This is a genomic window from Paenibacillus sp. CECT 9249, from assembly GCF_918697855.1.
Taxonomy (GTDB): Bacteria; Bacillota; Bacilli; order Paenibacillales; family Paenibacillaceae; genus MSJ-34.
The window spans coordinates 221,961-234,971 of the sequence record NZ_CAKKLI010000001.1 but is presented as its reverse complement, the minus strand read 5'-3'; the positions used below and the strand labels follow the sequence as shown (position 1 = coordinate 234,971).

The following is a 13,011-nucleotide window of genomic DNA, read 5'->3' as shown; positions in this document are numbered from 1 at the left end:
GATTATTTCCGTTCTTTGCTTGTGGACGTTTTTTTGGCTCGTTTTACTTTGAGCGCTTTTTGGTTATACAACCATAACGCGTATTCGAGCGGTTTCGAGATCGCCTGGTTGTAAGTTTCCTTTTCACCGGCTAGCTGAAACACTTCGCGGGCCGGCTTCGGATTCACTTCAAGCAGCCAGACGTTTCCGTCGCGGTCGATGGCCAAATCGAGCGCCAGCTCGCAGAGCGCTCCATATTTTTGTTCCAAATGTTTGGCGGTTTCCACGCCTAGCTTCTCGGCCGTTTCTTTTACCTGCTTGATTTTCTCTTCGTCTTCGATCCACACTTCAAGCAGCTTTAACATTCCGACGGCTATTCCTCCGCCGTGCAAATTGGACGTGACGCTCTTTTGCGGACCGACGCGCCCGGCACAGCCTGTCACCCCCCAATTGCCGCTGCCGTCCTTTTGCACCAGCATGCGGTAATCGTGCACGCGCCCGTCAGGCAGCTTCACCTGTATTCCTTTTTGAACGATATAAGGACGGTTGGACGTCCAAACGTTCAGCTTCGCTCCTAACGTGGCGGCGTGAATTTTTTGCGGATGAATGATTTTACGGCGCAAATCGCGGCCTTGAATATAAAATAATTTCGGATTTTTACATTTTTCGATCCGCATAATGCCGCGGCCCCCGGTGCCGTTGATCGGCTTGACGAACACGATTCCTTCCCGTTTCAACATTTGAAGCACATCATCGGGGGAAGTAAACACTTTGGTAGCCGGCAAATGGGGGCTGATGAGCGAATTTTCCTTGAGCGTTTGATACGTACTCCATTTGTCGCCGAGCGGACGGTTAAGGAACAGGAGCGAATGATAGCGGGAACGGAACTGCCTTAACTGGGTGAAACGGTAGCTTTTTTGCAGACGCGCGCGGTCGAAGATGAGATTGGGAAAGGACGTCCATTTACGCGTCCATTTATTCGATTGAACTTGATAAAACATGCCGTTGATCAGCTTTTTGCGCTGATCGACGTCCTCCGGCGTAAAAACGAATAAATCGATGCCGATTTTTTTGCCGGCGATCGTCATTTTTTGATAGATGGACCGCTCTTCCAATTGTTTTTTCTCATTCATATATATCGTTAAAATACCTAGGACGGGTTGAGGCAAACAAATTCACCTTCTTTGCGATCCTTTTGTAAGAGACTGTGCGGTTTTGACGGCAACCGGCCGGCTTTCGAAATGAAAGGTAGGCTTTCCGGTCGGTCCGTCGGACATGTGCGCCGCCACAAGCCCCGCTTTAAAACACATCTGTATGCTGGCCGCATTGTCCAGCGCCACCTGGCACATCAACTGCCCCAAACGCGAAGTTTGTTCCAGAAGCAGCTTGGTGCCGATCTCTTGCTTCCGATAGTCCGGATGGACGATGACGATGCAAGTTTCCCGGCCGAAATCGGAGACGAAAGAGAAGCCAACCAGCCGCTTTTTGCCGTCGACGGATACGGTCGCGGTGACGATTTGCGTTCCCCGCCTGCGCAAATGCTCGGGAGCGAGCTTTGCCAACCGATCGAAGGCATCCGTCGTAATTCGGCCGTCGCCGTATTTGGTAACAAATCGGAGCAGCATTTGCTTTAATTTGGGCCACTTATCCGCGTTGCCCGGTTCAATGACTCGTATTTTCATCGCCTATAACCTCACTTCGCTTTTACCAAAAAATGGCTGTACTGAAAAATGCGTTCCAATGAGCGCTTTCTTATATGCGGCTCATCGAATTTCATCGGCTTGGAATTCGCTTCGAAAAACCAAACGCCGCCTTGCTGGTCGATGCCGAGATCCATCGACATTTCGCCAAGCAAATAGCCGGAACCGCGCTCGATTTGTCTGGCGATGAGCAAGGCCGTGTTTTTGGCGCGAACCAGGATTCGCTTCGATCCTTCGGGCCCGAAGGACGCTTCCAGCAGCTTTACCGGGTCTTCGATGCTGCCGCCGCGCGGAACATGGGTTGTAATGCTTGAAGAACCGGCTACGCGGGCGCCGACCCCGGAAATATCCCATTGCCCTTTTTGATTTTTTTGCACGAGGACGCGCAAATCGTACGGGCGCCGGTTCGTGGAGACGAGTTCGATGCCTTGCTGTACGATATAGCGCATCGATCCGGCTTCCTTCTTAATACGTGCCCAAAGTTTGCCAATCGTGGCGCATCTGTAAGTCGAACTTTTCTTCTTATTTTGGATTTGAAGTTTGAAAGGAAGCGGTTTGGCGGGTTGATATTTAATTGTCATAATACCCGCCCCGGCTTTACCGCTTTCCGGTTTCAAAAATAAAAACGGATGTTTGAGCAATTGTTTCCCGAGCTCCGTCGAACTTGTCATTCTGCGGGTGAGCGGAATGAAGGGACGCGTCGTCTTCGATTTGCGCAGCCACTCGAACAAGTTCCATTTATTGAAAAAATAAGGGTTGAATATGCGTATGTTCGGATGCTTCAAACATTCGTCGATTTTCCGCTGCACGGAAGGGGCAAGTTCGTCCTCGCGCAGCGGGATCCGATTATAGATGACGTTAGGCAGCGGGAACCATTGCTGCACCCATACCTTTTGCTCGAAATCGAACGTGTAGCCGATCACTTTTTTGGCCGAAAGCTTTAAATCTTTCGCCGTAACGATATAGATCGGATAGCCGGCCTCCTTTCCCAATTTCAGCAAATCCATAAAATTGTCGCGATTGCCGCGGAAAAACAGCTTGTCGTCATCCACCGTCAAGATGGCGATGGTCGGCCGGGTCGAATTTGGTTCAGCGTTGGCGCTCACTGTTCATCCCTCCTCCGGAATTTGCTGAGGTAGAGGCAATGCTCGAAAATATGGGTTAACGAAGATCTTCCTTCCGACCTCAGCGAGGGATGCTTGAATATGGAGCGTCCCGGTTTGGAATTCGCCTCGAACATCCAGACGCGTTCGTCTTGGTCGATCCCGATGTCGAAACCAAGTTCGCCGAGCAGATGCGGGTAGTTGCGCTCGATCGCTTCGGCTAATTTGATCGCCACTTGTTTGGCGTTATGCAGTACGTCGGACGCGCGCGAACCGAACGTACGGGATAATGCCTGCTCGGGAGTGAGCAGCTGGCCGCCGTTCTTCAAATGGGTCGTCACGCTCCCTTTCCCGGCTTTTTTCGCTCCGATGCCGACGACAACCCATTCGTTCTTGCCGTTCTTATGCATATGAAAGCGAAAATCGATCGGGCAGCTGTCGATTTCAATCAGCCGGATGCCTTGCTGCACGACATAATTGCGCAAGGAGCGCCCATGCCTGGCATGAAGCATTCTCATCATGCTGTTGAAACTGCTGAACCGCAGCAGCACGTTCGAGCCGCTTCGGCGATATCGGGCGAAATAGCCTTTTTTCGGATGATAGATTAAACGGTAGATGCCTTTGCCAAGGCTGCCCGCCGTTGGTTTGTAATAAACGAAATGATGCTTTTCGAGCATTTCCTTCATTTTATCCGGACTGGGACCGTTGAACGATTCGGGAACGTACCGGTACGACTCCGGTTCGTTTTCCAGCAATGCGTAGACATCGGATTTATTGAAAAAGCTCCAGTTGAAAAAAGGGATCTTTTTGCGAATAAACCTTTCCCGCAAACTGTTGACGGCGGCGCCCGTCTCCGCCCGCCTGCTTGGCAGCCGATTGTAGATCACGTCGGGCAAAGGGACGGTTTTGCGCGTCCAACCGCCCGTTTCGCTAAGAAAATATGCCAAAATGGTTTCCTGCTGCCAATTGATATCCCGCGGCGTAAAGGCGAATATATACGCTCTCTTGTTCCCTTCGCGCAGAAGCTGCTTAATAAAACCGGTACGGTTTCCGAACGGATGCGTGACGGACCGGACGGCGCTGTCGGATAAAACGCCGATTAAAGGGCCGATATGGACTTCGTCGTTGTTGTTCAAGAGCATGATGCTGCCGGCTTTCGGCACTCGGATCGAATTGCGTATTCCTGCCGGCAAATAAAGATGTTTGCCCGACTTTTTGATCGGCTTGATCGTCGCCGAGACGCTAATCTTTCCCAAACGCAAATAAATCGATTTCTTCCCGGACAGTTTCAGCATTTTCAGCAAGGAATTGGATACATAGACGACCTTTTCGGGCTGCTGCGTAAAATGAACATTACAAAAAGTCAAACTCATGAATTGACCCTCCTAAGTTGTCGAAGCACTAAATAGCGGGCATATCGAATCGGATTTTCAACGGATTCGGCGGAGCTTTCCGTATCGCCTATTCGTAAAAAAACGGTACGTCCGGGTTTGGAATTCACTTCCAAAATCCATAAACGCCCTTGCCAATCGACGCCGAAATCGATGCCGAGTTCTACAAGTCTTCCGTGGCCGGATTCCAATATCTCGGGAATCCGGGCGGAAAGCTGCCGGATTTGCTCGATGATCGCTTCTCCTTTTTCTTTGCCGAATTCCTGTTCCAAAAAAGGGGATACTTTCGCCGCTTGCCCGCCGCCGTGCAAATTGGAGGTTAAGGTGCCGGTTTTTCCTTTCCTGACGGCCATGCCCGTCAATTGCCATAAGCCGTTCTCTCCTTTTTGCACTAAGGCGCGAATGTCGAACGGTTCGCCGTTGCGGTTGTTCAAGCGCAAATAAGTTTGCACGATAAACTTGCGCGATCCGATAAACCGGCGAATCCATCCGAAGCCTGCCGCCGCTTCCCGAAATGTTTTGCGGATCAAACGATTGGCCTGATCCCGTCCATGAACGTGCATTTTGCCGTTTTCCTCATCGAGACGCACGTACAACGTATTTTTCCCGTGACTGCCGCTATGCGGTTTCAGAAACGCTTCGCCATCATGATCGTCAAGCCAGCTCCGGAGTTGCTGCGAGCCTTCGTATTCCACCGTTTCCGGAACGTAGGGCAGAAGTGCGGCGTCTTTGATCAACATGCGGTATACGCTCCATTTGCCTTTCAGCCCGTTTCCCAAAAACAAAATGTTACGGCGTTTCATCATCCGTTCCAACGCCTCCTGGACTTTGGCGTACTGTTCCCAACTCGAGTAACTGCACCGGTCGTAAATGATCGAAGGGAGAGGGAACATTCTATGCGTCCAACCCTGCTTCGTGTACGTATAGCCTGATACAATGCCTTCAGCCCGCAGCCATAAAGGCGAGAAGACGTAAACGAACAAACCGTATCGGCGGCCGATCAGGCATAATTTGCGAAAAAACGATTGTTCCGGAAACGGAAGCTTTCCTCTTGTTTCACATATCATAATGCCAAGATAATGCTCAGCCTTGTTCATAGGCAACGCTCCTAAGTTGTTACGAAGTTGCACGCGCTTCGAAAGCTGCGTCCTTAGAAACCCGACAAAAAGCAGGCGTACTGGATCATCTGTTTGACCGACGGCCTGATCTTCGTGTCGCTCAGCGGCGTGTTGTCGTTTTTGGACGGTTTGGAATTGACTTCAAGCAGCCAGACGCGCCCGTTCGTGTCAAGCGCGAGGTCAATGCCAAGCTCGCCGAAATGGGCGGGGATATGCGTATCCACCCCTTTGGCGATTTCCAGAGCCGCCTTATGCAGTTTCGCCTGCGCATCCATTTTCGTTTGCGGGGAAACGACCGATTTGACGACCGCTTCCTTCACCGTGCTTAGCGAACCGCCGCGGGCAAGATTGGAGACGAAATGCTGATCGCCGGCGATTCTGGCGACGACGGAGGTGACGGTCCATTTGCCGGTATCGTTTTTTTGCACAAGCGCGCGAAAATCGACAGGCCGTTTATTGTTTTCGATCAGCGTGAGGCCTTGCTGAATTTGGTACCGGGTCGTCTTCATTTTGCCGGAAATGCTGGAGAACAGTTTGTGCAAGCTGCTGAATGTTTGCTTGCGCGTGCCGTTAATCGTCGTATAGTATACGTTGTAGTGATTGTCGGGCGATTTGGCGATTCGGATAATCCCTTTCCCGAGACTGCCGCGCACCGGCTTGAGGAAGACGACTTGATGGCGCGAGCACATCGTTTTCAGCATGGAGAAATTGCGAAGCAAGTGGGATTCGGGCAAATAACGCAACAAAGCCGCGTCGCTTTTCAAAGCGTCGAACACTTCCGTTTTATCGAGAAATTTTTCGTTAAAAATACTTGTACGATAGCGCGATTTTACTTCTTTCATGAAATGCTGTACGCTAGGTTTATTCTCCAGTTTTCTCGAAGTAAGTCGATTATTGATGACGTCGGCGATCGGCACCGTCATCCGGTGCCAGCCGTCGGAGTATACCCAGCCTTGCAATTGAGTCGTATTCGAGCCGATGAGATCCGGAGTGAAAAAATAGACGTAAGCGCCTTGCTTCTGACAAGCGTCAACCAGTTCTTTACAGAACGACGTAATGGAGCCGAACGGCTTGTCGGGCATGTTCGGATAGTCCCGGCTGATCAGAACGCTAATGAGCGGGCCCATACTTAACGTGTTAATGCCTTGCTTATAGTTCATTCGAATGTATGAGCCGGAGATCAGTCCCATTTTGCGAGCCAAAACTTGATTGATTCGCAGTCCGTCGTAACGCGGTACCGGCACCACTTTCACGTTTTGTTTGAACGAACCGAATCGAAGCGTCAAGTTTTGGTTGGTAGGAATTTTCCACAGTTTCACGTAGCTATCGCCTAACATAAGAACATGTTCTTGCATGATGCCGGAACTGATCACTTGGATTAACACTTTTGATTTAGGCATCGTGGATCTCCTTCCAACATCATCTTGTGGTTGCTGTTGCAGTTCGTTTGTCAAGAAAAACATGCTATCCGCTTTGGGATCGAATAATGTATCATATGAGGACATATATACCTTGGTGATTGACCCACATACGAAAAGTGCGCTCCGAATTCCTTGGGCGCTTGCGGCCGTATGATCCGCCTATCACTTACTGAACATCGACAAAGGAATGGTACGTATGCCAACATGGTTGTTTATCCTCGTCAGCGTTTGTGTCGCCGCATTCGTCGGCGGCCTGACGAATCATTTTGCGATTAAAATGCTGTTTCATCCGCGACAAGCGTGGCATATCGGAAGATGGCGCGTCCCCTTCACGCCCGGCCTGATTCCGAAAAGAAAAGAGGAAATCGCCCGTTCCCTGGGCGAGGTCGTAGCCGATTATTTGGTTACGACGGAAGGGCTGCAGCAGCTTGTTTCCAAACCCGAATTTCGCGGCAAAATAGAACAAAATTTGCGGGTGCGATTGGCGTTATGGGCAAGAGACGAACGAACGGTGAAAGAGATCGCTTCGGCATATTGGTCCGAAGAGGGATGGGAAAACTTCAAGTCCAAGCTGGCGCGCATATTGGCGGAAACGGCGAATGGAAGCGTCCGCCGCTTATGGGATCGGTACGGCATGCAGGACAAACCGCTGAAGGAACTTGTGCCGGGGTGGTCCGCCGACATGAAAGGCCGGTTTGCGGAGCTTGCTGTCGATACGATTGTTGCGACTGTGGCCGAAGAACTGGCTTCCGCGCAAGGGCAACGCACGCTGCGCAAGCTGGCTGCCAGCCTCATCGACAAAGCCGGCGGATTCCTTGGCGCAATGGCGGCGATTTTTGTCGACGAAGACAAGCTTGTACATAAACTGACGCCGGTTATCGTGGAGCAATTGCGATCGAATGCGCTGCGCGGCACGATTCGCGGCATGATCGAGCGCAAGCTGGACGAAATTGCCGAGCTTCCGCTCGGACAGGCCATTCAAACGGCGACCGGCGAGGAGGCATGGCCGTGGGTGTCGGATAAGCTCAGAGCCGTATTGCAATGGGAGCAATGGATGGGGCGATTCGAGTCGGCGCGGCTATGCGATTTGATCGGAAGGCATGAAACGAGGGTTGCTGAAAATTTGCCTCCGCTGATCCAGAGCGGTTTGAAGGCGATCGAGCGCGCCTTGCCCCATATCGTTCAGGCGATTCAATTGCCCCGGCTCGTTCAGGAGCAAGTGGAGCAATTTCCCGTCGAACGGTTGGAGAAAATTATTTTGAGCGTTTCGGGGCGTGAATTCCGCGCCATTACTTGGCTGGGCGCTTTGCTCGGAGGCATGATCGGGCTCGTTCAATCGGCATTGATGCTGTGGATGGGTATGTAACAATTCGAATTTGCATTTGCGGCTCTTTCGCTTCGGTTCGGACTCATATTTCCCTGTATGGCCGCATACGGATGGAATATGGACAAACTGGCGAAGGAGCTGTTTTTTTGTGAAACGGAAGTCGAAAACCAATCAAGTTGTATACTTATGTCTTGCATTCGCGATGCTGCTGATCGCTCTGCCGAAGATCGAATTTACGAACGAATGGACGCTCGCGACCTTGTTCGGCGCCGTCTGGGTCGGTTTCACGCTTGTTGTCATCGGAGCGCAGCTTCATTTTCTGCTTGGCGTAAACGAGGAGAAGCGGGAACGATTGCGGCAAATCCGGCAGCAGAAGATTGCCGGGTGGCAGCGTGCGCTTGAACGAAAAATGGGAAAATGAGAAGGGCTAAATTTTCCAAACGGAGGGACGAAACTTTTTGCTGCGGCGCGTCGTCTTTATCAATGAACGCAAGATTGGAAGGTATGATGGGAGGTAATGGAATGAAGAGATGGATTTCGCTCCTGCTCGCGTCATTTCTCGTGCTCTTGAACATATCCGCAGCAATAATCTCCGCAGAATCGCTGTCCACGGAAGAGAAGTTTCAAGTCCTGAAAGACAAAGGCATTTTCACAGGCTTTGAAGACGGCAGCGCAAGACTCGGCGAGGAAATGTCGCGCGAGCAATTTGCCGCCGTATTGGTTCGCCTGCTCGACCTGAGGGAAGACAAGCGCAATCAGAGCTATACGGATGTGCTGAAGTCGCGGTGGTCTTACGGCTATATCGAGGCGGTAACGGCAGCGGGATTGATGAACGGCATGGGCGAGGGCAAGTTCGGGCCGACCTCGAAAGTGACGATCGAGCAGCTTGCGGCGACGCTTGTGCGCGCAAGCGGCCAGGAACTTTCCTCGACGCGGCAAGTTGGAGGCAAGGTGTCGGCATGGGCCAAGCCGATCGTGCCGGTCGCGCTCGACCTCGGTTATATCGCCGAGCAGAACGATTATACGGTTCCGGCGATACGGGCGCAGCTTGTCGAAGCGGTGTACGAGATGTACTCGCGCATGAACGAACCGGAATACAAAGATTTGAAAGTGAAATCATTGAATGCCGTTTCCAATACGAAATTGGAAGTACACTTATCGGAAGCCGTGCAGGTTGTGAAAAAGGAGAACTTCGTCATTCGCAAAAACAACGGCAGCGCCCTGGATGTTCTTCAGGCGATTCTAAGCGAAGACGGCAAAAAAGTGACTCTCGTTACGGAACCGCAGGACGGAGGCTATCAATATACGTTAACGGTTGACGGAAATGTGAAGCATTTCGTCGCGCTGGCCGCCGACAATACGCAGCCGCGCGTCGTATCGGTCGAAGCGAAGGCGGGCTATATTGTGGAACTGACCTTCTCGGAGCGGGTCGATGAAAGTTCGGCGACGGAAAAAACGAATTACTCGATCAACAACGGCTTGACCGTGCACAGCGCGGATCTTTCCTCCGACGGCAAAAAAGTGACCTTGCTGACTTCGGCGCAGCGCGACGACCGGCGTTACGCCATTACGATCTATAACATAGCCGATCAAGCCGGAAATGTGATGGAACCGGTGACGCTCTATTTCGGCGAGAAAGTGGATACGACGCCGCCGACTGTTCGTCATGTCGTACCCGGCGCGAATGCGGTAACGATCTATTTCAGCGAAAGATTGAACCGGGAAACGGCGGAAGCGGTGTCGAATTATTACGTAAGCGGCAATTTGGGATATCCCGCGAATCTCGTTTATGACGATTCGCAAATGAGCGTCAAGCTGACGACATTGGATCAGACGCCCGGCAAAATTTACGAAATTACGATCAACAACGTGAAAGACCGCGCCGGAAACGAGATCAAATCGAATACGAAAGCTTCGTTTGTCGGCATCGGATCGGATCAGCACCGAATCAGGCTGCAATCGATCCGCGCGGTCGATTCCAATACGATCGAGCTTGCATTCGATAAAGATTTGACGTCGAACGACGTGTCGAATTTGAAAGTGGACATTTTACGCGACAACAACGCTTCGGTCTCGATGCGGGGATGGAGCGCGTACGTCCATCCGCAAACGGATAAAAAGAAGGTAAGAGTACAATATCGTACGAATGACGAGCCCAATCCTTCCTTGTTCCGCGGCGGACATATTTATTTCGCTTCCGCCTCCGGCATATCGGGGCTCGATACCCGGGACGACGCGAACGTAAGATTGTTTGCCGGAACGGACCGGAGCAACGCGGATCCGTATATTTCCAATGCGAAGGCGGTAAATAGCACCCAACTGCAAATTTGGTTCAGCGAGCCGGTCAAAAACGTCGCGAAATCATCCTTCACGGTCAAAACCGCCGACGGCACGCCGATTCACGTCGTCAGCGATTCGGTGGGCGACAAGCGGAAAGTAGTCACGGAAGTTACCCTGCAACTGGCGACGCCGCTCCAATCCGGGCAAACCTATTATATGACGATTGACCGTCAAATTACGGATGCGGCCGGCTGGAACGGAATGAGAGCGCCGGACGGTTCGTCGCCTTATGTCATCGCTTTTGCCGGGGTAGGCGACGCGAATGCCGCGCCGAGAATAATCGGCGCCGCGCCCATCGACCGTTACAACTTCGAGATTGCTTTCAGCGAACCGGTTGTCAATAGCGGGTCGGGGCCTTATACATTATGGAACGAGACGGACAATACTTCCATCAATTTAAAGAATGGGGATAATGCAACATTGGTCGAATCGCAGGATCGGACGAAATTAACGGTCAAACTGCATGCGGACGCGGTGCCTCCGCTTCAGGCGGGAAAAACTTACACCGTTCTATACGATGCGGATGGCGGAAGGATCGTCGATTTGCAAGGGAAACCGTTCGACGTGGCTGAAAAGGCGAATTCGGCGAGATTCAAAGGCGTAAACAAAGAGAACGAGCGCCCGTTCATTAAAAAAATAGAAGCTGAAGGGACAAAAATAAAGATAACGTTCAGCGAAAACATCTGGGGATATAAAAACGAGAACGATTATTTCGACATTGTCGTGAACGGCCAAACGGTAACGCCTGCCTGGGGTTCGATCAAAGACGGCAAGGCGATTACGCTGACGGTGCCGAAAATGCCGAAAGGCAAATTCGCAAGCTTGCGGGTTTCCGCCGCGGGAGCGGAACAATTGAAGGACGAGAACCGGCAAGCACCGTCCACGGATTGGTACAATTTCGGCACAAAATAAAAAACGAAAGCCTTGGGGCGCGGCAACGCCTTGGGGCTTTCGTTTTTTTCTCTTCCATTCATGGTATACTGGTAGTACAGTTTAATACAGTTTGGACGGAAGAGGTGGTACAGTATGGATTCCCATCATGAATCGTTGACGAAGCACGAGCAATTGCTGCAGCATATTCAAAGCTTGGAGATCGGCACGAAAATATCGGTGCGCAAATTGGCCAAGGAGATGAATGTTAGCGAAGGAACGGCATATCGGGCGGTTAAGGAAGCGGAGAGCATCGGATATGTCGTGACGAAAGAACGGATCGGAACGGTGCGCGTCGAGAAGAAGGCGCGAAGCGCGTCGGATTATTTAACGCTCGCCGAAGTGGTCGACATCGTGGAAGGCCATGTGCTCGGAGGCAACAAAGGGCTTGACAAACCGCTCCATAAATACGTGATCGGCGCGATGGAACTGGACGCGATGGTGCGGTATATTTACGAAGGCAGCCTGTTGATCGTAGGGAACCGCAACAACGCTCACCGGCTCGCATTGGAGCAAGGCGCCGGCGTACTCATTACGGGAGGCTTCGGCACGAGCAGGGAAAACATCCGGATTGCCGACGCGCTCGAGCTTCCGATCATTTCCTCGCGGCACGATACGTTTACCGTCGCTTCGCTCATCAACCGGGCGCAGTTCGATCGGCTGATCAAGAAAAAAATTATGATGATCGAGGACATCGTCACGCTGCAATCCAAGATGCATGTGTTGAAAACGAGCAGCAACATCGCGGAGTTCGAGCAGCTGCGCGAGCGGACCGGCAATTCCCGCTTTCCCGTCGTCGACGAATGGAACCGTGTGATCGGCATCATTACGTACAAGGATATTATCGGGGCGAAAGCGAAGGGCGAGCAGACGATCGAGAAATATTTGACCCGCAACCCGATTACCGTTACGCTCAACACGTCGTTGGCCTCGGCCGCGCATATTATGATGTGGGAAGGTATCGAACTGCTGCCGGTCGTCGACCGCAACCGGAAGCTGATCGCGGTCATTACGCGCAAGGAAGTGCTGAAAGCGATGCGCGATTCGCATCGGCAGCCGCAGCTTGGAGAGACGTTCGAGGATTTAATATGGAACGGGATCGAAGAGGTGAGGGACGAGCAAGGCAATTTGTTCTTCCAGGGGCATATTACGCCGCAAATGGCCAATGAATTGGGGATGGTGTCCGAAGGTATACTGACGACGATTATGACGCAGGCGGCATACCGCGCCGTGAAAGATTTGCGCAAATACGAGCATGTGCTCGAAAATATGACGACCTATTTCGTGCGTCCGATACAAATCGATCACGAAATCGTCATTCGGCCGCACATGATCGAGGTCGGGCGGAAGTTTTGCAAGCTCGATGTAGGCGTGTACCACGACAGGCAGTTAATGTGCAAAGCGATGATGACCGCGCAGGCGATCGACGAAACGTAGAGGCTGCGGCCCGGAACGTCCGGCATCCGGGACAAGCCGAGGGGGCGCGGGGCTAACGTTCTATCGTTTAGACATTCCGTCATTTTGCATTCGCTCTTTGGAAACCGTCCTTCTTGCCCCCTTGCCTTCCTGCATTCTTGCACCTAACGGTAAATGCTGGAGCTAATTCGATCATATGGAGAGAGAAAAGGCAATTAACGGTATTTTGCGGCGGTAATCTTGAGCGGATGCGACGAAAAGGTTGATCTGCAATGGATTAGCGGCA

At 51.8% G+C, this 13,011-nt stretch carries 10 protein-coding genes; 4 read left to right on the top strand and 6 right to left on the bottom strand.

The genetic code is table 11. The annotated features are described in order from the left end of the window. Positions 1-2: 2 nt before the first annotated feature. The 6 genes from LQ229_RS01115 to LQ229_RS01090 are packed head-to-tail and all read right to left on the bottom strand — an operon-like array spanning position 3 to position 6,691. Positions 3-1,112: a YheC/YheD family protein gene (locus LQ229_RS01115; protein WP_230190726.1), complete on the bottom strand. Its 1,110-nt coding sequence runs from the start codon at positions 1,110-1,112 to the stop codon at positions 3-5. 42 nt (positions 1,113-1,154) lie between these two features. Then, on the bottom strand, positions 1,155-1,661 hold the full coding sequence (locus LQ229_RS01110; protein WP_230190725.1) for a GNAT family N-acetyltransferase: 507 nt from the start codon (positions 1,659-1,661) through the stop codon (positions 1,155-1,157). An 11-nt stretch (positions 1,662-1,672) separates the two neighbouring features. Beyond that, entirely contained in the window at positions 1,673-2,785 is a 1,113-nt protein-coding gene (locus LQ229_RS01105; protein ID WP_230190724.1) for a YheC/YheD family protein, read from the bottom strand. Further along, complete coding sequence (locus LQ229_RS01100) at positions 2,782-4,155, bottom strand: YheC/YheD family protein (protein WP_216537311.1); 1,374 nt, start codon at positions 4,153-4,155, stop codon at positions 2,782-2,784. Before LQ229_RS01100 ends, LQ229_RS01105 begins: the two co-directional genes overlap by 4 nt. After that, entirely contained in the window at positions 4,152-5,270 is a 1,119-nt protein-coding gene (locus LQ229_RS01095; protein ID WP_230190723.1) for a YheC/YheD family protein, read from the bottom strand. The genes LQ229_RS01100 and LQ229_RS01095 overlap by 4 nt, the downstream gene beginning before the upstream one ends. Before the next feature lie 53 nt (positions 5,271-5,323). After that, a complete protein-coding gene (locus tag LQ229_RS01090; protein WP_216537313.1) occupies positions 5,324-6,691 on the bottom strand; it encodes a YheC/YheD family protein in 1,368 nt (455 codons plus the stop codon). A gap of 217 nt (positions 6,692-6,908) precedes the next feature. On the opposite strand from LQ229_RS01090, the gene LQ229_RS01085 reads away from it, so the two are divergent. The 4 genes from LQ229_RS01085 to LQ229_RS01070 all read left to right on the top strand — a co-directional run bounded on the left by LQ229_RS01085 (position 6,909) and on the right by LQ229_RS01070 (position 12,746). Next, a complete protein-coding gene (locus LQ229_RS01085; protein WP_216537314.1) occupies positions 6,909-8,078 on the top strand; it encodes a DUF445 family protein in 1,170 nt (389 codons plus the stop codon). 109 nt (positions 8,079-8,187) lie between these two features. Further along, entirely contained in the window at positions 8,188-8,460 is a 273-nt protein-coding gene (locus LQ229_RS01080) for a hypothetical protein (RefSeq protein ID WP_230190722.1), read from the top strand. Between the two features lie 101 nt (positions 8,461-8,561). Then, positions 8,562-11,291, top strand: coding sequence for an Ig-like domain-containing protein (locus LQ229_RS01075; protein WP_216537315.1), 2,730 nt, complete (start codon positions 8,562-8,564; stop codon positions 11,289-11,291). Positions 11,292-11,405: 114 nt separating this feature from the next. Then, positions 11,406-12,746, top strand: a complete 1,341-nt coding sequence (locus LQ229_RS01070; protein ID WP_216537316.1) for a DRTGG domain-containing protein — start codon at positions 11,406-11,408, stop codon at positions 12,744-12,746. The last annotated feature ends 265 nt before the right edge of the window (positions 12,747-13,011 follow it).